General features: G+C 28.0%; 24 protein-coding genes, 2 tRNA genes and 1 other RNA gene. 24 read left to right on the plus strand and 3 right to left on the minus strand.

All coding sequences use genetic code 11. The features are described from left to right. Positions 1–234 precede the first annotated feature (234 nt). The 8 genes from ACTNAO_RS10255 to ACTNAO_RS10290 all read left to right on the plus strand — a co-directional run bounded on the left by ACTNAO_RS10255 (position 235) and on the right by ACTNAO_RS10290 (position 7,220). Positions 235–1,233 carry an ABC transporter ATP-binding protein gene (locus ACTNAO_RS10255; protein WP_441028799.1) on the plus strand — a complete coding sequence of 333 codons (999 nt, stop codon included), beginning with the start codon at positions 235–237 and terminating at the stop codon, positions 1,231–1,233. 3 nt (positions 1,234–1,236) lie between these two features. Next, on the plus strand, positions 1,237–2,046 hold the full coding sequence (locus ACTNAO_RS10260; protein WP_441028797.1) for an ABC transporter permease: 810 nt from the start codon (positions 1,237–1,239) through the stop codon (positions 2,044–2,046). A 3-nt stretch (positions 2,047–2,049) separates the two neighbouring features. Next, positions 2,050–2,841: an ABC transporter permease gene (locus ACTNAO_RS10265; protein ID WP_441028795.1), complete on the plus strand. Its 792-nt coding sequence runs from the start codon at positions 2,050–2,052 to the stop codon at positions 2,839–2,841. A gap of 102 nt (positions 2,842–2,943) precedes the next feature. Further along, positions 2,944–4,839, plus strand: coding sequence for an alpha-amylase family glycosyl hydrolase (locus ACTNAO_RS10270; protein ID WP_441028793.1), 1,896 nt, complete (start codon positions 2,944–2,946; stop codon positions 4,837–4,839). 115 nt (positions 4,840–4,954) lie between these two features. Next, on the plus strand, positions 4,955–5,857 hold the full coding sequence (locus ACTNAO_RS10275) for a metallophosphoesterase family protein (RefSeq protein ID WP_441028791.1): 903 nt from the start codon (positions 4,955–4,957) through the stop codon (positions 5,855–5,857). A 77-nt stretch (positions 5,858–5,934) separates the two neighbouring features. Then, complete coding sequence (locus ACTNAO_RS10280) at positions 5,935–6,117, plus strand: hypothetical protein (RefSeq protein WP_441028789.1); 183 nt, start codon at positions 5,935–5,937, stop codon at positions 6,115–6,117. Positions 6,118–6,125: 8 nt separating this feature from the next. Beyond that, positions 6,126–6,527, plus strand: coding sequence for a hypothetical protein (locus ACTNAO_RS10285; protein ID WP_441028788.1), 402 nt, complete (start codon positions 6,126–6,128; stop codon positions 6,525–6,527). A 42-nt stretch (positions 6,528–6,569) separates the two neighbouring features. Further along, positions 6,570–7,220, plus strand: coding sequence for a DUF6483 family protein (locus tag ACTNAO_RS10290; protein WP_441028786.1), 651 nt, complete (start codon positions 6,570–6,572; stop codon positions 7,218–7,220). A gap of 25 nt (positions 7,221–7,245) precedes the next feature. Here the strand turns inward: ACTNAO_RS10290 and ACTNAO_RS10295 are convergent, their stop codons facing one another. Beyond that, positions 7,246–7,983 (minus strand): lysophospholipid acyltransferase family protein, encoded by a 738-nt coding sequence (locus ACTNAO_RS10295; protein ID WP_441028784.1) that lies wholly within the window; start codon positions 7,981–7,983, stop codon positions 7,246–7,248. A gap of 230 nt (positions 7,984–8,213) precedes the next feature. On the opposite strand from ACTNAO_RS10295, the gene ACTNAO_RS10300 reads away from it, so the two are divergent. The 3 genes from ACTNAO_RS10300 to ACTNAO_RS10310 all read left to right on the plus strand — a co-directional run bounded on the left by ACTNAO_RS10300 (position 8,214) and on the right by ACTNAO_RS10310 (position 11,742). Beyond that, positions 8,214–9,062 (plus strand): DegV family protein, encoded by an 849-nt coding sequence (locus tag ACTNAO_RS10300; RefSeq protein WP_441028782.1) that lies wholly within the window; start codon positions 8,214–8,216, stop codon positions 9,060–9,062. Positions 9,063–9,211: 149 nt separating this feature from the next. Beyond that, the gene (locus ACTNAO_RS10305) at positions 9,212–11,602 is read left to right on the plus strand and encodes an HAD-IC family P-type ATPase (protein ID WP_441028780.1); all 2,391 of its coding nucleotides are present in this window, start codon (positions 9,212–9,214) and stop codon (positions 11,600–11,602) included. 65 nt (positions 11,603–11,667) lie between these two features. Continuing rightward, a tRNA-Arg gene (locus ACTNAO_RS10310) sits at positions 11,668–11,742 on the plus strand. Between the two features lie 32 nt (positions 11,743–11,774). Here ACTNAO_RS10310 and ACTNAO_RS10315 read toward each other — a convergent pair. Next, positions 11,775–12,671 carry a sensor histidine kinase gene (locus ACTNAO_RS10315; protein ID WP_441028778.1) on the minus strand — a complete coding sequence of 299 codons (897 nt, stop codon included), beginning with the start codon at positions 12,669–12,671 and terminating at the stop codon, positions 11,775–11,777. Between the two features lie 34 nt (positions 12,672–12,705). On the opposite strand from ACTNAO_RS10315, the gene ACTNAO_RS10320 reads away from it, so the two are divergent. Continuing rightward, on the plus strand, positions 12,706–12,837 hold the full coding sequence (locus ACTNAO_RS10320) for a hypothetical protein (protein WP_441028776.1): 132 nt from the start codon (positions 12,706–12,708) through the stop codon (positions 12,835–12,837). Between the two features lie 309 nt (positions 12,838–13,146). Here the strand turns inward: ACTNAO_RS10320 and ACTNAO_RS10325 are convergent, their stop codons facing one another. Further along, positions 13,147–13,860 carry a LytR/AlgR family response regulator transcription factor gene (locus tag ACTNAO_RS10325; RefSeq protein WP_441028774.1) on the minus strand — a complete coding sequence of 238 codons (714 nt, stop codon included), beginning with the start codon at positions 13,858–13,860 and terminating at the stop codon, positions 13,147–13,149. Positions 13,861–14,123: 263 nt separating this feature from the next. On the opposite strand from ACTNAO_RS10325, the gene ACTNAO_RS10330 reads away from it, so the two are divergent. From ACTNAO_RS10330 to ACTNAO_RS10385, 12 genes are all read left to right on the plus strand, one after another. Continuing rightward, positions 14,124–14,600, plus strand: coding sequence for a hypothetical protein (locus ACTNAO_RS10330; protein WP_441028772.1), 477 nt, complete (start codon positions 14,124–14,126; stop codon positions 14,598–14,600). Positions 14,601–14,787: 187 nt separating this feature from the next. After that, positions 14,788–16,035, plus strand: coding sequence for an HlyC/CorC family transporter (locus tag ACTNAO_RS10335; protein ID WP_441028770.1), 1,248 nt, complete (start codon positions 14,788–14,790; stop codon positions 16,033–16,035). 56 nt (positions 16,036–16,091) lie between these two features. Continuing rightward, complete coding sequence (locus ACTNAO_RS10340; RefSeq protein WP_441028768.1) at positions 16,092–16,529, plus strand: nucleoside deaminase; 438 nt, start codon at positions 16,092–16,094, stop codon at positions 16,527–16,529. Between the two features lie 48 nt (positions 16,530–16,577). Continuing rightward, positions 16,578–16,670, plus strand: a tRNA-Ser gene (locus ACTNAO_RS10345). A gap of 201 nt (positions 16,671–16,871) precedes the next feature. Then, an RNA gene (gene ffs / locus ACTNAO_RS10350) (signal recognition particle sRNA large type) lies at positions 16,872–17,138 on the plus strand. A gap of 137 nt (positions 17,139–17,275) precedes the next feature. Further along, a complete protein-coding gene (dnaX, locus tag ACTNAO_RS10355) occupies positions 17,276–18,898 on the plus strand; it encodes a DNA polymerase III subunit gamma/tau (RefSeq protein ID WP_441028766.1) in 1,623 nt (540 codons plus the stop codon). Between the two features lie 70 nt (positions 18,899–18,968). Beyond that, on the plus strand, positions 18,969–19,313 hold the full coding sequence (locus tag ACTNAO_RS10360; RefSeq protein ID WP_441028764.1) for a YbaB/EbfC family nucleoid-associated protein: 345 nt from the start codon (positions 18,969–18,971) through the stop codon (positions 19,311–19,313). A 107-nt stretch (positions 19,314–19,420) separates the two neighbouring features. Continuing rightward, complete coding sequence (recR, locus tag ACTNAO_RS10365; RefSeq protein ID WP_441028762.1) at positions 19,421–20,020, plus strand: recombination mediator RecR; 600 nt, start codon at positions 19,421–19,423, stop codon at positions 20,018–20,020. A 71-nt stretch (positions 20,021–20,091) separates the two neighbouring features. After that, on the plus strand, positions 20,092–20,361 hold the full coding sequence (locus ACTNAO_RS10370; protein WP_441028801.1) for a DUF2508 family protein: 270 nt from the start codon (positions 20,092–20,094) through the stop codon (positions 20,359–20,361). A 27-nt stretch (positions 20,362–20,388) separates the two neighbouring features. Further along, positions 20,389–20,646, plus strand: coding sequence for a pro-sigmaK processing inhibitor BofA family protein (locus tag ACTNAO_RS10375; protein ID WP_441028760.1), 258 nt, complete (start codon positions 20,389–20,391; stop codon positions 20,644–20,646). A gap of 93 nt (positions 20,647–20,739) precedes the next feature. After that, positions 20,740–20,913, plus strand: coding sequence for a hypothetical protein (locus tag ACTNAO_RS10380; RefSeq protein ID WP_441028758.1), 174 nt, complete (start codon positions 20,740–20,742; stop codon positions 20,911–20,913). 103 nt (positions 20,914–21,016) lie between these two features. Then, positions 21,017–22,255: a DUF1015 domain-containing protein gene (locus ACTNAO_RS10385; RefSeq protein ID WP_441028756.1), complete on the plus strand. Its 1,239-nt coding sequence runs from the start codon at positions 21,017–21,019 to the stop codon at positions 22,253–22,255. The last annotated feature ends 3 nt before the right edge of the window (positions 22,256–22,258 follow it).

Genomic DNA, 22,258 nt, shown 5'->3' on the forward strand with positions numbered 1-22,258 from the left:
TCAATTACTGGAAATTCATATCGTTTAAAGGATCATATGAATTTCGAAGAAGAATAAAAAAACTACATTCTTAAATGATCAAAAATTTACATGATTAACTTGACATTTATAACCAAAAAATAATATTGTTTTTACGCCTTAGGTAATTATGTTTACTTAAGGTTTTTTATTTTTATTAATTAAAAGTATTTTAATAATCCAATAAACTTGGATTTGGGATGGGAGGTATAAGGTTTGATAAAAGTAGAAAGTATAACAAAGGAATTCAAAAACAACAAAAAGTATCCAGGCTTTAGGGGAGCTATTAAGTCTTTCTTTTCAACTGAATATGTAATTAAAAAGGCAGTTGAAGACATTAGTTTTGAGATTGAAAAGGGAGAAATAGTTGGATATATTGGAGCTAATGGAGCTGGTAAATCAACAACAATAAAGATGATGACAGGAATCTTAACTCCTACTAGTGGGAAGATAACTGTTGATGGGCTAGTACCTTATGAAAATAGGAAGGAAAATGCCAAGAATATTGGAGTTGTATTTGGTCAAAAAACTCAGCTTTGGTGGGACTTGCCTTTATCAGAAACTTTTTCACTTTTAAAGGAAATATATGATGTAAGTGACGAAGATTATGATGAAAGAATGAAGTTCTTAAACGATATTTTAGGATTTGATGAGTTTTTATTAACACCAGTAAGATCATTATCTCTAGGGCAAAGAATGAGAGCTGATATTGCAGCTTCACTTCTTCATAATCCTAAAGTTGTATATCTTGATGAACCAACAATAGGATTAGATGTAATGGTAAAGGAAAAGGTAAGAAAAGCAATAAAGGAAATAAATGAAAAGTATGGAACTACTATAATTTTAACAACTCATGATTTAAATGATATTGAAGAACTTTGTTCAAGGATAATAATAATTGATAAAGGGAAAAAGATTTATGATGGATCTTTGGAAGAAATTAAAAATAGATATGGTGCTATGACATCAATAGAATTTCAAATAAAAGATACTAATATAGATTTAAATAAAATATTAGATTATAAGAATTTATTAGAAGATGATTTAAAATATAAAAAAGATTATAGCAAAATAAGTGTAACTTTTAATAAAAATAAAATATCATCTTCAGATATAATGAATAAAATTCTTTCAAAAACTGAAGTTATTGATTTTAAAATAATTGAAACAAGTATTGAGGATATAATTAAAAAAATCTACAGTGAGGGGGTATAGTATATGAAAAAATTAAAAATGTATATGCCCTTTGCTACTAATTCCTTTCAAGCAGAACTTGCTTATAAGGGAAATACAATAATGTTTATTTTAGGGGAAAGCATTTTAATGATAGTTACAGCATTTTTGTGGAGAGCTATTTATGGCAGTGCTGAAGATACTATATTAAATGGATTTTCATTAAATGAAATGATTATATATATGATAATTGCATTTTTGACTAATTTAGTAATAACCAATGACTGTATAAGTTCAATATATAGAGAAGTAAAAGATGGTTCAGTGGCAATGAATCTTATAAAACCTATTAGTTACACTAAAAGAATGATGTTTCAAACTTTTGGGCAAGTCTTTTTTAATTTTATATTAGTATTCTTGCCAGCACTTATAGTAGTGGAAATAATATACACAAAGCTTACAGGATATTTTAGTCCTATAAATTTGATTTTATATTGTTTAAGTGCATTACTTAGTATGCTCCTTAACTTTTATTACTGTTATTGTTTTGGATTATTGGCTTTTAAGATAACAAATATGTGGGGATTAAATCAAATTATGGGCGCTATTTCAAAGCTTTTATCTGGAACATTAATACCACTTATATTTTTTCCATCTATTGTTACAAAAATATTTAATCTACTACCTTTTAGTTCAATTATTTCTACACCAACTCTTATATATTTAGGAAAATTAAAGGGTATGGATATGGTAAAGGGAATCTTATTTCAAGTTATCTGGGTAATAATATTTATGTTGCTTGCAAGGTGGATATGGAAAAAGTTAATTAAGCAGATAACAATTTTAGGGGGCTAAGATATGAGAAAATATATAAGATTGTATTTAAAGTTCTTGCAGCAATATATAAAATCACTTATTGAATATAGAGCAGATTTTGTATTAGGATTAGTAGGGTTTATATTGGTTCAATTTACAGGAATAGTATTTTTGTCAATTATTTTTGGAATGATTCCAACTCTTTCAGGATGGAGTTTCCATGAAATATTATTTATATATGGTTTTGCTCAAATTCCAAGAGGGATAGATCATGTATTTACTGATTATCTTTGGATATTTAGTTGGAAAACTATAGTGCATGGAGAATTTGATAAATATATTTTAAGACCAATTAATCCTTTATTCCAAGTTATAGCTGAGAGTTTTCAACCTGATGGATTTGGAGAGATAATAATAGGCAGTATACTTGTTGTATACTCATCAATGAAAATGGGATTAAGTTTTGGGATAAAAGAAATACTTTTATTTGCAGTAGTTGTTATATTTGCTACAGGCATATATACTGCAATAAAACTTGCAGTAACATCTATTGCTTTTTGGGTTAAATTTGCTCAATCATATTTGTTTATGGTATATCAACTAAGTGATTTTGCAAAATATCCAATGGGTATATATCCAAAGGGAATTAAAATTATTTTAACAGGAATAATTCCTTTTGCATTTACAGGATATTTTCCAGGAAGCTATTTCTTAGGAAAAGAAAATGTGTTTACGGGAATAATACTTACATGTTTAGTAAGTATTATAGCTCTTTTTGTAGCATATAGAATATGGCTTATAGGAATAAGTAAATATGAGAGTTCAGGAAGCTAATAAATTAAATATTGACATGATAAATATATGAAAATAAAATAATGAATAATGAAGGATATTCTTCATTATTCATTATTTTTTTGTATTTAGGGGGTATGAGTTTTGAAAAATTGGATTGAAAGTGTTTATAGTGATGGTTCAAAGTTTTTTGTAAGTAAACCACTTCCAAAGCGAGGAGAGGCTATAGATATTTATTTAAGAGTTTTTGATGAGTCACCTTTAAATGGAGTATTTTTAAGAACAAAAATAAATGGTGTCGAAAATATAATTGAAATGAAAAAGGACTATGTAGAAAAAGGACTTGCATATTATAAGGCAGAAGCAATAAATGTATACGAAGATGTATTTCATTATCATTTCTATTTATTATCTAATAATACAGTATACTATTATAATCAAAGGGGAGTTAATGATTGTATACCTGATGAAACTTTTGATTTTAAAATACTTATTGATTATGAACAACCAGAATGGGTAAAGCAAACAGTTTTTTATCAGATATTTCCTGAACGTTTTTGCAATGGAAACAAAGAAAATGATGTAAAAACTAATGAATATTATTTTGATGGACATCCTGCTATAAAGGTTGAGGATTGGAATGAAGAACCTAAATCATATGATGAAGTTCATTGTCTTGATTTTTATGGAGGAGATTTAGAAGGAATAAAATCTAAGATACCATATTTAAAGGAATTAGGAGTAAATGCAATATACTTAAATCCTATATTTTACGCAGCAACTGTTCATAAATATGATTGTTTAGATTATTTCCATGTAGATCCACATTTTGGTGGAGATAAGGCTTTTGAAGATTTAATGAAAGCCTTACATGAAAATGGTATGAGGCTTGTGTTAGATACTTCTGTTAATCATACAGGAACAGCAAACAAATGGTTCAATAAAGAAGGTGTTTTCTTTGATAAAAGTATAGGCGCTTATAATAATAAAAATTCAAAGGAAAGAAATTATTATTTCTTCAATGATGATAACACTTATAAATCTTGGTTTAATGTAGAAACTCTACCAACATTAAATTATACATCACAAGATCTTAGAAATATCATATATCAAGGGAAAGATTCATTAGTTAAGAAATGGCTTAAACCTCCTTATTCTATAGATGGATGGAGATTTGATGTGGCAGATACAATGGCAAGAAATGATGAAATTCAACTTCATCATGAAGTTTGGCCTGGAATAAGAAAGAGTATAAAGGAAGAAAATAAAGAAGCTTATATATTAGCAGAAGATTGGTCAGATCATGCAGAATTTATGAAGGGTAATGAATGGGATTCTGCAATGAATTACTTTGGCTTTGGTATGCCTGTTAGGGCTTTTGTTGGACAAGATGATTTGACATTTAGAACTAACAAAAAATTAAATGCAGTAAGAAGTAAAATGACGGCTAAAGCTCTTGCAAATAGATTTAGAGATCATTTAGGAAAGCTTCCTTTTGTTATGTGGCAGGATCAATTTAATTTATTTGATAGTCATGATACTCCAAGACTTCATAACCATAAAGATTTATCATTTGATGATTATAGAAGTGCAGTTATTATGATGTTTACAATGATAGGTGCACCTAATATGTATTACGGTGATGAAGCAGGTATTGATGGAAGAATAAATGATATGGAAGGATGCAGATATCCAATGCCATGGAATAAGGATATAAAATCAACTAAATACTATAAGCTTTATTCAAAATTAGCACATTTAAAAACAAGTGAAGAAGCTCTTCAAGATGGTGGATTCAAAATATTAAGTGAAGAAGGTTATGTATTATCTTTTGCTAGATTTACAAAGAATGATTTATTTATAGTAATATGCTCTACAGATGATGAAGATAGAAATGTAAGAGTTAATTTGAAATCCTTTGGCGATTTTCATATAAAATCTGCTAGCGAAATATTTAATGAAGAAATTAATTATCATATTGATGGAGAATATACTGTATTTAATGTGAAAGCCCATACATCATATATTATAAAATTCTAATAAAAAAGTTCCTCAACAACAAAATTATAGTTGAGGAACTTTTTTATATAATGTGTAACATATATTTGTTTATATAATATACTATTTAGATAGAAATATATTTATAGGTGTTTAAATGCAAGGCATATTAAAAAGATTATCTAAAATATTTAATGAATCTGAGGTTATTTTTTATGATGATCAGTCTAAGTTTATATTAATGAGTGATTGCCATAGAGGCACAGGAGGATTTGAAGATAATTTTTCAAAAAATCAAAAATTATATAGTACTGCTCTTGAATATTATTACAATGAGGGATATACATATATTGAACTTGGGGATGGAGATGAACTTTGGGAAAATAAAAAAATTAATCATATAATAGATGAATATAGAAATATTTTTTATGTTTTAAGAAAATTTTATAATGAGAAAAGACTATATTTTATATATGGTAATCATGATATGGTAAAGAAAAAAACAAAATATGTAAAGAAAAACTTGTATAAATACTATAATGAAAGAGAAAACAAAGATGTAAATTTATTTTACAATATAAAAATTCATGAGGGAATTGTTTTAAGTGGTACTGGAGAAAATGAAGATAATAAAATGTTTCTAATTCATGGTCATCAAGGTGATTTTATAAATGATTATATATGGAAAATAGCAAGATTTTTAGTTAGGTATTTGTGGAAACCTCTTGAAATTGTTGGAGTTAGAGATCCTACTAAGGTAGTCAAAAATTATAATAGAGGTAAATGTGTATATAATAATATGAGCAGATGGGCAGATAAAGAAAAAAAGATAATTATAACTGGTCATACTCATAAACCATCCTTTGCCCAAAAAGGAACATGTACATACTTTAATACAGGAAGTTGTGTGCATCCAAGATGTATTACCGGAATAGAAATAATGAAGGGAAATATAATGCTTGTTAAGTGGGCTGTTAAAGTAAAGAAGGATGGATCCTTATATATAGGAAAGGATATTATAGGAGGCCCAACAAAAATAAGCGATTATTTTAATAAATAAATAAAATTTCAAGTAAAAATTGTGATACAAAATTGTGGTACAATTAATATATTATTAAGTTTATATGGAGGACAAAAATGTTTAGTAAGGATGAATTATTAGTAATAAAGGATGCTTTAAAAATAGCAGATGAAAAATATATGAGGGATTTAGAAAAAAGCCAAAATAATCAAAAAAATATGGTATCAAATAATAGAAAGCAAAAAAAATTATGGCTTGTTCAGAACAAAGTTAAAAAGCTTATTGATGATATGAAATAGAGGTTAAAATGAAGGGGAATAATGAAATTAAAGTAAAGGCTACTAAAGAAAAGAATTCAATATTTAATTATGTTGATATAATATTGGGAACAGTAATATTAGTATATACCATAGTCATTAATTGTATAAGTAGCGTTATTGTAGCATTTAGTTCTGCTTTTATAATATTTGGATTAGCTTTAATAATATATCATTTTGTTAAAAAAAATATGAATAGATTTATTAAAAACAATAAGAATAAGCTGTTAAAAAGGAGCTATATATGTATTAAAGTATTATTTATAATAGGTATTGTATTTATGTGTATTATAGAAGGTTTTATTATTGGATACCCTAAAAATAACACAGAAAAAGCAGAGTATATAGTTGTGCTTGGAGCTGGTCTTAGAGAAGGAAATCAAATTAGATAAATAGTTATATTTATAAAAATATTTGTAAAGGATGTAATTTTTATGATAAAAAGAGATTTATTAAAAGAAATAGAAAACGGTCTTAAAATTGTTATGGATGAGGTAGATAAGGGAATACTTAATAATGATACAAGGAAAGCTTTTCAAATTATTAATAATAAAATGAAGGAAATGGTTGGCATTGATATTGATACAGTAAATACAGTATCTTTTGAAACTATAAAAGGTATGATAAATGTAGGATTTGAAAATAGTGCAGATAAATATATTGCACTTGGGATGCTTTTAAAATTTCAAGGATATTTATGTAAAAGTCAACAGGATATATCAAAAGAAATATTTTATTATTTAATATCAATTTCTGCATTTAATGAAGGTTTTAAAGATGATGATACCTATCTTAATAATTATAAGAGCAGTATTATTGAAATTATAGATGAAATTCAAAAATATGAACTAAGCATGGAAGAATCTAAGGAAATATTTGTGGCTTATGAGTTATTAGGTAAATATGATAAAGCAGAAGATGTTTTATATGAGATGATAAATAAAGCTAAAGCTAAAGATAAAGAAAAAATGAAAAAGTTAGGTATTGATTTTTATAATAGGCTTTTAAATAAAAATGAAGATGATTTAATAAAAGGAAATTTACCTATAGAAGAGGTTAAAGAAAGCTTAAAGGATTTGATATAAAAAAAGTCAGGGTTTCTGACTTTTCTTAGAATCTAGATCTATTAGGATTAATAGATCCTGTAATTATTTTTTCTACTTTTTTTGGAAGTTCAGCAATTTCTTCTTTAGATAAGGTAGCTACATTTATGGGCTTATGAATTATTAAGTCTACTGAAGCTCCCTTTATTCTCTTCTTTTCATTAGCTTCTCTTAGATTATATGTTCCATCTATTGTTACAGGAACTAAAAGAACATTTGATTTTGTAGCAAGCTTAAAACTTCCAGCTTTAAATTCATGGCATATACCACCTTTGCTTCTGGTGCCTTCTGGGAATATTACCATAGAATGACCTTTTTTTAATAAATTAATTCCCTCTACTATGGATTCAGCAGATTTTCTTATATTTGCTCTATCCATAAATACACAGTGCATTTTTTTCATCCAAACACTAACTCCAAACCATGATTCAAGTTCTTTTTTTGCTATGAATCCCTTTGGAAATTTAAGCTCTGACATAAGAAGGGTAATATCAAAATAACTTTGATGATTTGCCATTACAAGTACAGTTTTATCTTTTGGTATATTTTCAAGTCCCTTTACATTTATTTTTGCTCCTGCACATTTCATAACAACTTTTGCCCACCATGATGATATTTTATAAGTTAATATATCTGCTTTTTTAGTTTCGCCTTTTTTATTTAAGTAGTTGATTTTTATAGTAAAAAGAAGCGATACAACTAAAGGAATTCCTACTGCTGGGAAAAACAATATTGTTCTTAACATAAAAAACCTCACAATAATATAAATTTATTCTACATCTTATTAATAGTATATATTATAAAAAACACAAATCAAAGTAAAAATATGTCTATTAGTCAATATTTTTAAAAAATTAATAAATTTACATATAGAAATGAGTTAGAATATAAATATATGAGCATAATATAAATATATGATTTGATATATTATATGATATAATTAGTCTAATATTAATAGAAATAAGGAGAAATTAAATGAGCATAAAAATAATTACAGATAGTACAAGTTACATTCCCTTAAAATTACGAGAAAAATATGATATATCGGTGGTTTCATTAAATGTAATAATAAATGATAAAAGTTATAGAGAAGTTGAACTTAAAAATGAGGAATTTTATATAGAAATGGATAAGTTAAATGATATTCCAACATCATCGCAACCAAGTATGGAAGAATCACTTAATATTTTTACTAAAATAGCAAAGGAAGGTCATGATATAGTTGGAGTATTTTTATCATCTGATATGAGTGGTACATATTCAACAATGCATCTTGTAAAGGAAATGGTTCAAAAAGATTATCCAAATACTAATATTGAAATAGTGGATTCTAAAACAAATTGCATGCAAATGGGATATATTGCACTTCAGGGAGCAAAGGCTGCTAAAGAAGGCAAAAGTATGGAAGAAGTTTTACAAGTAATAAATAACACAATTAATAAAAGTAAGTTTTTATTTGTGCCAGATACTCTAAAATATTTAAAAAAAGGTGGCAGAATTGGAGGAGCATCAGCTCTTTTAGGTACTATACTTCAAATAAGACCTATTTTAACTGTAGAAGATGGGAAAACTACTGTTTTTGAAAAGGTAAGAACTAAGAAAAAGGCAGTAAATACAATAATGGATAAAGTTGTTTCTGATATAAATACAAATGGTTCGGGGGAAGTTATTGTGCATCATATTAATTGTGAAAAGGAAGGAAAAGAAATTGCTGAAAGGCTTAGTAAAGAATTAAATATAGATGTAACAGTTCAATCTATAGGTCCTGTTATAGGTCTTCATGTAGGGCCAGGAAGTGTCGGTGTAGCTTATTATACAAGATGATTCCAATTATGTGGGTTCAGTTAATTTACTTAATATTTAGAAAAATTTAATAAAATATATTTAGATTTTTTAAGAATAATAGGATACCATATAATTTATATGATATAGTGATATTTCATATTATTGTAATAAATTATGAAGAATAGGGGATGAAAAATGTGGAATTTAAGGGTAGTAATAAAAATATTATATATGGCTTAAGTGATTCAGAAGTAAAAGATAGGATACTAAAAGGCGAAGTTAATAAATTGCCTAAAGCCCCTTCAAGAACTTTATGGCAAATGATACGGGCTAATTTTTTTAATGTGTTTACAATAATTAATGTAGTGCTTGCAGCTGTAGTCATATTAGCTGGATCACCTAAAAATGCAATTTTTGCTTTTGTAATTATAATTAATAGTTTTGTAGGTATTTCCCAGGAAATGAAATCTAAAAAAACATTAGAGAAACTTTCTGTTCTAAATATGGCACATGCAATTGTAGTAAGAAATGGAAAGAAACAAAAAATATCTATTGAAGAATTAGTTAAAGATGATATTGTTTATTTAGATGCAGGACAACAAATTTTGGCAGATTGTGAAACTGTACAATCAGATGAACTTGAAATTGATGAATCAATGTTAACAGGAGAAGCTGATCCTGTTCATAAATTAGGAAAAGATAAGTTATTATCAGGAAGTTTTGTAGTTGCTGGAGAAGGATATGGAAGAGTAACAAGTGTTGGTAAAGAGACATATTCATCAAAATTAGCTGAAGAGGCAAGAAAATTTAAAATAACTAATTCAGAACTTCAAGAAGCAATAAACAAAATAATTAAGGTATTACTATGGCTTATTGTTCCAATAGGAATATGTTTAATGATAACACAATTGGTATTTACTAAATGTAGTTATAATGAAGCAGCCATTGCAGCAGTATCTGGAATAGTTGGAATGATACCTGAAGGACTTGTTCTTCTTACAAGTACTACTTTCATTGTATCAGTAGTAAAGCTTGCAAAATATCATACTTTAGTTCAACAACTTTCAGCAACAGAAGGATTAGCAAGAGTTGATATACTTTGCTTAGATAAAACAGGAACTATAACAGAGGGTAAACTTGAACTTACAGAGGTTGTTCCTTTAAATGGAAATAGTAAGGAGGAAATTGATCATGTGCTTGCAGCATTAGTGCATAATATGCCTAGTAAAAATCCAACTCAACAGGCAATACTAGACAAGTATACAAAATGTCCTACAGTAAATGTTATTGAAAAAGTTCCATTTTCATCAAAAAGAAAATGGGGAGGCTTAAATATTAAAGAATATGGTTCATGGCTTATGGGAGCACCTGAAATTATTCTTGGAACAAAATATGATTCGTACAAAGATATTATTGAAAAGAATGCATCTAAAGGAATGAGAGTGTTACTTTTAGCTAAAAAGAATGAAGGAAGCTTAAAGGATGGTTTAGATAATATAGAAGAAAAAGCAATCATTCTTATTCAAGATATAATAAGAGAAGAGGCTCCATCAGTTTTGGGATATTTTGAAAAGCAAGGTGTGAATGTGAAGGTTATATCAGGAGATAATCCTGTTACAGTATCAGCAGTTGCAAAAAGAGCTGGCGTACATGCAGCAGAAAGATATGTAGATGCGAGAACACTTCCTGATAGTGTAGATGAACTTAAAGAGGTAGTAGATAGCTATACTGTGTTTGGAAGAGTTACTCCACATCAAAAGAAGAATATTGTAAAAGCGCTTCAAGCAAACAAGCATACAGTAGCTATGACTGGTGATGGTGTAAATGATGTTTTAGCACTTAAGGAATCAGATTGTGGTATAGCTATGGCTAATGGGTCTGATGCTACAAAAGCCGTTGCACAGCTTGTGCTTATGAATTCAGATTTTAGTTCGCTTCCTAAGGTGGTTGAAGAAGGAAGAAAGCAGATAAATAATTTAGAAAGAGTATCAGAATTGTTTTTATCAAAAACAGTATTTTTTGTGATTATAGCATTTGTCTTTTGTATAATGATGTTGCCATATCCTATTTTGCCAATTCAAAGTTCTTTAGTTGGAGGTTTGGCAATAGGGTTGCCTTCAGTGGTACTTGCAATGCTACCTTATGATGGAAAAGTAAGAAAAGAAGACTTCTTAACAACTATACTTAAAAAGAGTTTACCTAATGGTATAGCTACAGTAATTTTTACTACAATTGCATTTGTTATTGCTTATAATAGTAATAATGGATTGGATTATGCTAGGACAGTAGCACTTTTAGTATATGCAGGCATAAGCTTTGTGATTTTATTAAAGGTTGCATTACCTATAAATAAATTAAAAGCAGTTACAGTGGTGGGAAGTATGGCGATATTTGCATTAGCATATTTTATTGCTCTTCCAAGAAAAGTATTTTCATTAAAGTGGCTTGATATACGTACTTTAGCCATTTGTGTCATATTAATAGTTGCCTCAGTTCCTTGTATAATTATATTAAAGAAGATAATAGGAATAGTAATAGATAAAAAAGTTAAACGTAGATTATTAAAGATGCAACAATAATTAAAGTTCTATTAAGTTGACAATACATTAGAAGTATAATAAAATTGAAAATGTAGTGTCAATTTGCCCTCATAGTTTAATGGATAGAATAGTCCCCTCCTAAGGGATAGATGTAGGTTCGATTCCTACTGGGGGTACCAGATGGGTAGAAAGAAAGGCTTAACCGTAAAGGTTAGGCCTTTTCTTTACATGGAATAAGCATTTTAAATGTAAAAATATTATTATCAATATCAATATCATACATACCATTATATTTTTCAATTACAGCGCATATAGATGAGATCCCAATGCCACATTCATCATTTTTCCTTTTTCTACTTATATAATTAAGATTATTATCTGTTTTTTTGATTTTTCCATCAAAGCTATTTGATATTATAATAGATAAATTATTGGATATTAACTTTATACATATATTAATAAATTTATTAGCATCTTTGACATAATAGCAAGCTTCAATTGCATTTTCTATGCTATTTCCTGCAATTATACATAAATCATTATCGCAAATAGATAATTTCTCTGGTATGGAAAATTTATATGTTACATTTATATTTTTTGTTTCAGCTAAATTTATATAATGACTACAGATACTATTTAGTGCAATGTTTTTTGTAAGTTCAAGTGGCTTGTCAATAGGCAAAGATGCTAAGTAATTATTTAAATAATTTTTTAAATCATCAAAGCAGTTGTTATCTGCTAATGATTTTATATAAGTAAGGTGATGCCTTAAATCATGCCTGGCTATTCTTGTTTTTTCAATATTATTGGAAAGCAAAGAATATTGTTCCATTTCCATTTCTAAAAGAATTTTCATATGTTTTTCATTTTCTTCTAGTTCAGTTTGTTTAGCTGTAAATTTTATTACATTTATAATTACAAAAGTAGTGGAAAAACAACAAACCATTATTACTAATCTTATAAGAAAAAATACAAATCCATAACTTGAAGTAAATAGATATCTAGTATTTAATACTTCTAGAACACAAAATATTCCAGGTATAATAAAAAGGTTTTTCCATAGATTTTCAACAGTAATGTCCATTATAGGTTGTACAAATTTTTTCATAAATCTATAAAGAAATGGATACAAAAGTGCTATTATGATAATTCTAGATATTACACTTATTATATATGATGGCATAGTAAGAGCTTTAACATTAAAAATACTATCAATTGTAATAGGAACTGAAAATGTAAAAAATATTACCGGTGCCAATAATGATGGAATATAAAGAATTTTAATTAATGAGTCCTTTATAAAGAAACATGAGAGAACAATAAAAAATATAGCAAAGAAAGTATTGTGAAGCATAACATAATTATGACTCGAATCTGTATAATGTATTAAATATACAAATGACATCCCTTGAATTATAGCAAAAATCAATTTTGTTAACATAATTTTTTTGAAAGATATCCTTAGCTTATTTCTAAAGCAATAATATCTTAAAGGAATAAAAGGAAAGGTATTTAAAAACGAATATAAAAATATCCAAATATTATCACTAATATTGTAATTCAAAATAGTCACATCCTTACTTTTAAGTTTGTGACCAGAAAAAGTCTGCAAATTGTTTTTTGATTTTTGTGTTATCTCGGATAGAAACTAGTACTTCATCATTATTATCCATAATAATGGTGTTACCATTAAAACTAGATGCATGATTTAAGTTTATTATATAGCTTTGGTGACAACGCATAAATTCTTTATTTGCACATAATTCATCATAAAATGTGCTTATATTTTTTGAAGTTTTAAGTATTTTATTTTTAGCATGAACTAAACTACAATGATTGCCTGATTCAATATAAATAATATCCTTTAAATAAACTTTAAGTTCTATACGGTTAGAAATAAAGGTAGTAGTTTTTAATATATGTTCTATTCTAGTAAACACTTTAGAAAAAATACTGCTAAATTCATCATAAGAAAATGGTTTGCATAAATAGCCATCAGCATTTATTTTATAACTTTCAAGTGCAAAATCTAAAGATGTTGTTGTAAAAATAATAATTCCTGTATATCCTAGAGAATAAAGCTTTTTAGCAATATCAATTCCTAATATGTCATCTATATATATATCTAGAAATATGATGTTTGGATGGTCTGTATCATTAAAAGCTTTAAAAAGTTCTTCACTAGAAATAAAAGTTTTAATATTAAATTCACAAGATTTTGATAATGCAAATTTATTAATATACCCTGTTAATAAATTTATGTCCCCTAAATTATCATCACAAATATAAATTTTCATTTTTTCACCCTTATAATAAATATTGCTATAAATAAATTTTAAATACTAAGTAAATACAATAAATTATACCATATATTTATATAAAATGCTAATTCTACTCAAAAAGGACAGACAAAAAGGATAATCATGTAAAAATGAGAAACGTTTTTGAATAAAAGTTGATGAAGGGGAAGAGTATATTGAAAAAATAATAATGTAATAATATAATTTATTTGTAATGATTAGTAAAAGTTTTAATTGTATAAAAAGGGGGAATTTAAAAAATGAAAAAAATGAAATTAATAGCTATGGGATTAATAACAGCAATGTGTTTATCTTCAATGGTTGCATGTGGAGATAGCAGTGATAGTTCAACTACAAGTACAAGCAATAGTTCAAGTGAAACAAGCAGCAATAGCTCAAGTAGCAACAGTTCAAGTAGTAAGTCAGATGAAAAGGTAATTTATTCTCAAGATGTAAAGGTAATTAATAATACAGGTGTAGAAATTGCAGAAATGTATATATCAGCATCTCAAAAAAATGATTGGGAAGAGGATGTATTAGGACAAGATACTTTTGCTTCAGGTACAGAACTAAATATAAAATTTAAAGAAGAAGAAGAAGCACAATACTGGGATTTAATGGTTAAAGATTCAAAAGGAAATTCAATTACATGGACAAATATTGATTTGTTTACTATATCTGAAATAACATTAAATTTTGATTCTGCAACAGGAGAAGCTACAGCTTCATATAAATAATATATAAAATTAAATATACATGTATGTTTGCTCAAAAGTTATTTATACTTTCATTAGTGTAAATAGCTTTTTTTGTTCAAAAAAATTAAAATTTTGTTAATATTTAATAGTATGGTGTTAAAGACAAGATTGTATGATATAATAATTACTAAACTAAAATATTAAATCATATAAGGAGTGATTTTATTTGGACTCGAGTCTCACCGCACAGGTTATTCTCTTAATTGTATTAATTTCTTTATCAGCATTTTTTTCTATGTCAGAAACAGCTTTAATGTCACTAAGTAAAGTTAGACTTAGGAATATGGTTGAGGAGAAAGTAAAAGGCGCAGATTTAGTAGAAAAATTACTAGAAGAACCTAATAAGCTATTAGGCGCTATATTAATTGGTAATAATATTGTAAATATTGGAGCTTCATCAATAGCAACATCGGTGGCACTTCAGATATTTGGAAATAGTGGTGCAGCAGTAGCAACAGGTATAATGACAATTTTAATACTTATTTTTGGCGAAATAACTCCAAAATCATTAGCACAACAAAATGCAGAAAAAATATCAATAAGAATAGCAAAAATTATAAAATTTATAGTAACAGTCTTTAAGCCATTTGTAACAGTATTTACGGGTATATCATCATTATTTATTAGAATATGTGGTGGTGATCCAAATGAAACAGAACCTTTTATAACAGAAGAAGAACTTCGAACTATGGTTGGTGTAAGTGAAGAAGAGGGCGTTTTAGAAGATGGCGAAAAGGAAATGATATTTAATGTTTTTGACTTTTCAGATATTCAAGTAAAAGATGTAATGGTTCAAAGAGTTGATATGGTTGCACTAGATGCTACTTCTGATTATAGCAAAGTTAAAGAACTTATTAAGGAAGAACAATTTTCTAGAGTACCAGTGTTTAATGAAACCATAGATAATATAGTTGGAATATTAAATGTAAAAGATTTAATAATAAAAGATAATGATACAGAAAATTTCAATATATTAGATTATATAAGGGAACCTTTTTATACATTTGAATTTAAAAAGATAAAAGAAGTATTTAATGAAATGAAAAAAACAAGAAATCATTTTGCAGTAGTATTAGATGAATATGGTGGTACTGTAGGAATTGTAACAATCGAAGATTTAATTGAAGAGATTGTTGGTGAAATTGAAGACGAGTATGATGAAGAAAGGGAAGACAATATAAAAGTAGTTAAGGAAAATGAATACATAGTAGAAGGAAGTACTAAACTTCATGATATCTCAGATTTAATTGGAGTAAATATGGAATCAGAAGATTTTGATTCTGTAGGAGGACTTGTTTTAGAAAAACTTGGAAGGTTGCCTAAGAAGAATGAAAAAGTGCAAATTGGCAACATAAAATTTGTAGTTGAAGATCTAGAGAAAAATAGAATTAAGAAAGTTAGAATTTATACTTAGGTTACTAAAATTTTAGTAACCTTTTTTATTAATTAATTTTAGGTAAGGAGTATATTATGAATTATATGGATGAAGCAATAAAAGAAGCTAAAAAGGCCATGAATGAAGGAGAAGTGCCAATAGGATGTGTAATTGTAAAGGATGGAATAATTATAGGAAAGGGACACAATACAAAAGAAAAAGAAAAATGTTCCATTAATCATGCAGAAATACTTGCAATAAAAGAAGCTAGCAAAAAGATTGATAATTGGAGGCTTGGAGGCACTGAAATGTATGTAACAATGGAACCTTGTCCTATGTGTGCAAGTGCAATAGTGCAAAGTAGAATAAGCAAGATTTATATAGGAACATTTAATAAGGATATGGGAGCTTGTGGTACAGTTATAGATATTGTTAATAATAAGAGTCTCAATTCCTCGCTTGATGTACAATGGGTGTATGACAAAAGATGTAGCAACATATTAAGTGATTTTTTTGAACATAGAAGAAAGTGAAAAATCTGTCTTGCATACTGTAAATGCTTATGTTATATTATTTATCATGGAGAGATGTCCGAGTGGTTGAAGGAGCGCGCCTGGAAAGCGCGTATAGGCTTTTTTGGTTTATCAGGGGTTCAAATCCCCTTCTCTCCGCCAAATATATTATATTATTTTGTGATTTTTTGCTATTTAAATTTAAGTAATTATTGTTGTAATACTTTTATGTTTTTGTTATAATTAGTTTTGCAAATGATTAAAATATTATATAGCATTTTGTATTGATGTGGAGAGGTTTTTAGTAATAATATTTGAAATATCTCTTATTAATGGGTGCAAATCCCGTACTCTCTACCAATGCCGTGCTAGATGGGGAGTTAGCGGTGCCTTGTAACTTGCAATCCGCTATAGCAAGATTGAATTCCCTATGGAAGGTTTCTTATTTGTATGGCCTGCCCTATATAAGTGGTGTTGAGAGTTAGGTCCCACGCAATAAAAGCCCATGAACCTCGTCAGGTCTGGAAGGAAGCAGCGATAAGTGGATACTTTTATGTGACGTGGATCAATCTGGCTTGAGCTAACTGTATAGGTAACGCATATAGATGGATATCAACCTGGGGTGCACGGTTTTTTATGAATTTTAACAGCATGAAGCTTTTTAGTTTCATGCTTTTTTTAAATAAATTAATAGCACTAATTTATTGTGTTATAATAAATTAATAGAATGATTATTTAACTATATGTATACAAATGAGGTGAAAATCTTGGCTTATACAGCATTATACAGGGAATGGCGACCTAAAACATTTAAAGATTTAGTTGGGCAAGAGCATATAACCACTACATTGAAAAATCAAATAGAAAATGATAGAATAGCACATGCATACCTTTTTTGTGGCACAAGGGGGACAGGTAAAACTTCAACAGCCAAAATAATGGCAAAGGCATTAAACTGTTTAAATAGTAAAAATGGTGAGCCTTGCAATGAGTGTGAAATGTGTAAAAAAATTAATAGCGGATTAGCTATAGATGTTACAGAATTAGATGCAGCATCTAACAATGGTATAGACAAAATAAGAGAACTAATAGATGATACAAAATATCCACCTCAAGAGTCAAAATATAAAGTCTATATATTAGATGAGGTTCATATGTTATCTATAGGAGCTGTAAATGCCTTTTTAAAGACATTGGAAGAACCACCAGCTAATGTTATTTTTATTTTAGCTACTACTGATCCTCAAAAACTTCCAATAACTATTTTGTCAAGATGCCAAAGATTTGATTTTAGAAGAATAAATAATAAAGTCATAATGAATAGACTTAGACAAATAGTAGAGGCAAAAGGTATACTTGCAGATGATAAAAGTTTAGATTTAATATCACGAACTTCTGATGGTGCAATGAGAGATGCACTTAGTATATTAGATCAGGCTATTGCAATGGATGATGGGAAGATAGAATATAAAGATATTGTATCAATGTTAGGACTTGTGGCTAATGAAAATTTATTTAAACTTACATCATCTATAATAGAACGTGATGTAGAAGAGGGGATGAATGTTATTGAAGACGTTGTGGTTTCTGGTAAAGATGTATATTTGTTTATAAAGGATTTAATACATCATTTTAGAAATTTATTAATGAGTAAGGTAACTAACAATCCAGAAGAAGTTTTAGATATGTCTATAGAAAATATACAACTCGTAAAAGAACAGGCATCAAGAATAAGAACAGAAGAAATTATGAGGGATGTAAGAATACTTCAAGAAGCAGAAAATAATGCAAAAATAAGCAGAGAATCAAGGCTTTATTTAGAACTTGCAGTTATTAAAATGTGTAAAATTGAATATGATACATCAAATGAAGTTATTCTTTCAAGAATAAATAAATTAGAAGAAGGCATTAAGGCTGGTAAAATTAGTGTATCAGTAAATACTAATATAAAAAATGTAAATGTTAATAATGAAAATATTAATAATAAAAAGAATGATAGTGCTAAAACTATAAATAAAATAGAATCTATGGGGCCCGTAAATAAGGACTCTAAAATAACAGTAGAAGAGGTTAAAAAGAAATGGAAGGATATACTTGAAATATGCAAATCAAGAAGACAAATGATAGTATATGCTTCGCTTCTTACAGGAAAACCAGTAAGTTCTTCTGAGGGTATTATAACAATCCAATTTGAGAGTCAATATGCACAAAGCAAAACAAGACTTGAAATACCTAAAAATTATCAGGTTGTAAATGAAGTTATTTCAGAAGGCATGGGCGAAAGTTTAAAAGCTAAATTTACTGTCTCAGAGGATGAAACAAAAGGTCAAAGTACTGAAGATAAATTAAGAAATACATTTGGTTCAGCTCTTCAAGAGTTAGATGAATAATAAATATATAGAATTGTAAAAGAAAATGCTATATAATAGAAAATAGATTATAAGATAAGGAGGCTATATTATGGCAAAAGGTGGATTTCCAGGAGGCTTCGGCGGTGGAAATATGAATAATTTAATGAAGCAAGCACAAGCTATGCAAAAGAAGATGCAAGATATGCAAAAAGAAGTAGAAGAATCTGAATTTGAAGCATCTGCAGGTGGTGGTGCTGTTACTGTTAAAGTTAGTGGAAAAAAAGAAATTTTAGGTATTAGTATAAAACCAGAAGTTGTAGATCCAGACGATGTTGAAATGTTAGAAGACTTAGTATTAAGTGCAGTAAATGAAGCTATGAAGAAAGCTGATGAAGAAACTGCAAATAAAATGGGTAAAATAACAGGCGGTCTTAATATCCCAGGATTATTTTAATTTCTAGAATTTAAATAAATAATTAAGAAATGCAGAATGAGTATTTAATCATCCATTCTGTATTTTTATTTATCAAATAAAAGCTATATTTGAAAGGAATGATAAGCATGGATTTTTATCCTATAGCTATAGAAAAATTAATAGAAGAGTTTGCAAAATTGCCAAGTATAGGACAAAAAACAGCTCAAAGGCTTACACTTCATGTTTTAAATTTGCCAGAAGAAGAGGTTAAGGAATTTGCAAATGCCTTAGTACAGGCAAGAGGAACAATTAAATATTGTTCAGTATGTGGTAACTTTACAGATTCAGATCCATGTGCTATTTGTGGCAATCCAAATAGAGATAAAAGTATCATTTGTGTTGTGGAACAACCAAAAGATATTATGACAATGGAAAGAGTAAAGGAATTTAATGGAGTATATCATGTGCTTCATGGAAATTTGTCGCCAATGCAAGGTAGAGGACCACAAGATATAAGAATAAGAGAACTTGTTGCTAGGATGAATTCAGAAGTAAAAGAAGTTATTATTGCAACAAATCCTAATATAGATGGTGAAGCTACGGCCATGTATATAGCAAAAATTTTAAAGCCATTAGATGTTAAGGTAACTAGAATTGCTGCAGGTATTCCTGTTGGCGGCGATTTAGAATATGCAGATGAAGTTACTTTATCTAAGGCCTTAGAAGGAAGAACTGTAATAGAATAATTGATTTGTGTATAATTTTGTAATATCTGTCAAGAATATAAATAAGAAACGGAGGTATATTTTTGAACAGAGTGAATATTATTAATTATATATTTAAAATATCAAGTAAAAATGGGGATAATGATGTCCTTATTAAAGCTATAGAGCAAGCAAAACTTGAACTAGAAGCTGCTAGGAGTAGTTTTAATAATGCAGAGGATTTTAATCTTATTGATGCTGCAATATTTTCAGAAGAGGCTGCAAAGAAAAGATATGATTACTATTTGAGCATAGCTAAACGTAGAGGGTTAAGGGTAAGTAATTATTATGTGTTAGAGCATTGTACAGAACTATATAAATAGTGCTTTATATAATTTGTGGGAGGCTTTATGAATTTAGAATACTTAATATCAGGAGTGTTTGGGATTGTTATTTTATACTTTATTGTGAAAATAATAAAGTTACCATTAAAGTTAATTATTAAACTTTTAATAAATGGATTAACAGGCCTTATAATGCTATCTATTGTTAATTTTATAGGAGATAGTTTTGGGATAACAGTTAATATTAATGCGTTTACATCTTTAATTGCAGGGTTTTTAGGTATTCCTGGCGTTATAGCACTTGTTATATTCAATCTACTATAATTAAGTAATGGCTATTTTATTGATAGCCTTATTTTTTTACATAAAATCTTGTGTGTTATAATATTATATATTTAAATTTATGGAGATGATAAAATGCCAGCAGGTAATGGTTTGAATTGTGAAGTTTGTCCAGAAAAGAAGAGCAATAAATGTAGCGGAGATGACAGAGGTTGCCTTTGCTATAGATGTCCTAGGCAATTAGCCCAATGTATGTGTGTAAAATATTGTAGGGAAACAGAATCCGTTTTATATTTTGATGAAGAATAGTTTTAAAAGGCATAAGAATATGATAAAATAATAAATGTGTAATATATTCATGATGTAGAAAAATTGACCAATAGTTATAATAAAAATCTAGGAGGTAATAAGAATGGCCGTAGTAAGAGCCTTTAAGGGCATTAGACCAATTCCAGAACTAGCATCAAAGATAGCAGCACTTCCATATGATGTTATGAATAGTGAAGAAGCTAGGGAAATGGTTAAGGGTGACAAATATTCTTTTTTACATGTAGATAAAGCTGAAGTAGATTTAGATCCTTCAATAGATGTACATGATAAAAGAGTTTATGAAAAAGCTAGAGAAAATCTTGATAAAAAAATTCAAGATGGAGAGTATATTCAAGATGAAAAGCCATGTCTATATATTTATAGACAAATAATGAATGGTAGACCTCAAACAGGACTAGTTTTTTGTGCTTCAATAGATGATTACATAAATAATGTTATTAAGAAGCATGAATTTACAAGAGAAGATAAGGAACAAGATAGAATTAACCATGTTGATTATTGTAATGCAAATACTGGTCCAATATTCTTAACATATAGAGAAAACAAAGAAATTTCATCAATAATAAATGCATGGGTTCAAAAGAAACCTGAATATGATTTTGTATCTGAAGATGGAATAAGCCATATTGTATGGGTAATTGATGATGCAGATACTGTAAATAGAATAACAACTTTATTTAAAGGTGTAGAAAATCTATATATTGCAGATGGACATCATAGATCAGCATCAGCAGTTAAAGTTGGACTAAAAAGAAGAAAAGAAAATCCAAATTATACTGGTGATGAAGAATTTAATTATTTCTTATCAGTTGCATTCCCAGATAATGATTTAATGGTTATGGATTATAACAGAGTAGTTAAAGATTTAAATGGATTAACTGTAGATGAACTAATTGAAAAGTTAAAAGAGAAATTTGTTGTAACAGAACAAAATGAAGCTGTAAAGCCTTCTAAAAAACATACATATGGTATGTATGTAGATAACAAATGGTACAAGCTTGAAGCAAAAGATGGAATATTTAATGTAAATGATCCTATAGATAGTTTAGATGTTGCAATTCTTCAAAACAATGTGCTAACTCCTATTTTAGGAATTGAAGATGTTAGAACTTCTGATAGAATAGATTTTATTGGAGGTATAAGAGGCATTAAGGAACTTGAAAGAAGAGTTCATACTGATATGAAAATAGCATTTTCAATGTTTCCAACTGAAGTTAGTGATATTATGAAGGTCGCAGATATTGGAGAAGTTATGCCACCTAAATCAACTTGGTTTGAACCAAAATTAAGAAGTGGATTATTTATTCATAAATTAAATTAATAA

It is taken from the genome of Clostridium sp. HCP1S3_C6 (assembly GCF_052066735.1).
Taxonomy (GTDB): domain Bacteria; phylum Bacillota; class Clostridia; order Clostridiales; family Clostridiaceae; genus Clostridium.

Coding starts and splice junctions, on each gene's coding strand:
- ACTNAO_RS10375 (WP_441028760.1), top strand. CDS start 20,389: ATGAATTTAGAATACTTAATATCAGGAGTGTTTGGGATTGTTATTTTA.
- ACTNAO_RS10325 (WP_441028774.1), bottom strand. CDS start 13,860: ATGAAAATTTATATTTGTGATGATAATTTAGGGGACATAAATTTATTA.
- ACTNAO_RS10340 (WP_441028768.1), top strand. CDS start 16,092: ATGAATTATATGGATGAAGCAATAAAAGAAGCTAAAAAGGCCATGAAT.
- ACTNAO_RS10380 (WP_441028758.1), top strand. CDS start 20,740: ATGCCAGCAGGTAATGGTTTGAATTGTGAAGTTTGTCCAGAAAAGAAG.
- ACTNAO_RS10330 (WP_441028772.1), top strand. CDS start 14,124: ATGAAAAAAATGAAATTAATAGCTATGGGATTAATAACAGCAATGTGT.
- ACTNAO_RS10275 (WP_441028791.1), top strand. CDS start 4,955: ATGCAAGGCATATTAAAAAGATTATCTAAAATATTTAATGAATCTGAG.
- ACTNAO_RS10285 (WP_441028788.1), top strand. CDS start 6,126: ATGAAGGGGAATAATGAAATTAAAGTAAAGGCTACTAAAGAAAAGAAT.
- ACTNAO_RS10295 (WP_441028784.1), bottom strand. CDS start 7,983: ATGTTAAGAACAATATTGTTTTTCCCAGCAGTAGGAATTCCTTTAGTT.
- ACTNAO_RS10290 (WP_441028786.1), top strand. CDS start 6,570: ATGATAAAAAGAGATTTATTAAAAGAAATAGAAAACGGTCTTAAAATT.
- ACTNAO_RS10305 (WP_441028780.1), top strand. CDS start 9,212: ATGAAAAATGTGGAATTTAAGGGTAGTAATAAAAATATTATATATGGC.
- ACTNAO_RS10300 (WP_441028782.1), top strand. CDS start 8,214: ATGAGCATAAAAATAATTACAGATAGTACAAGTTACATTCCCTTAAAA.
- ACTNAO_RS10265 (WP_441028795.1), top strand. CDS start 2,050: ATGAGAAAATATATAAGATTGTATTTAAAGTTCTTGCAGCAATATATA.
- ACTNAO_RS10360 (WP_441028764.1), top strand. CDS start 18,969: ATGGCAAAAGGTGGATTTCCAGGAGGCTTCGGCGGTGGAAATATGAAT.
- ACTNAO_RS10280 (WP_441028789.1), top strand. CDS start 5,935: ATGTTTAGTAAGGATGAATTATTAGTAATAAAGGATGCTTTAAAAATA.
- ACTNAO_RS10385 (WP_441028756.1), top strand. CDS start 21,017: ATGGCCGTAGTAAGAGCCTTTAAGGGCATTAGACCAATTCCAGAACTA.
- ACTNAO_RS10260 (WP_441028797.1), top strand. CDS start 1,237: ATGAAAAAATTAAAAATGTATATGCCCTTTGCTACTAATTCCTTTCAA.
- recR (WP_441028762.1), top strand. CDS start 19,421: ATGGATTTTTATCCTATAGCTATAGAAAAATTAATAGAAGAGTTTGCA.
- ACTNAO_RS10320 (WP_441028776.1), top strand. CDS start 12,706: ATGATAATTCTAGATATTACACTTATTATATATGATGGCATAGTAAGA.
- ACTNAO_RS10315 (WP_441028778.1), bottom strand. CDS start 12,671: ATGAAAAAATTTGTACAACCTATAATGGACATTACTGTTGAAAATCTA.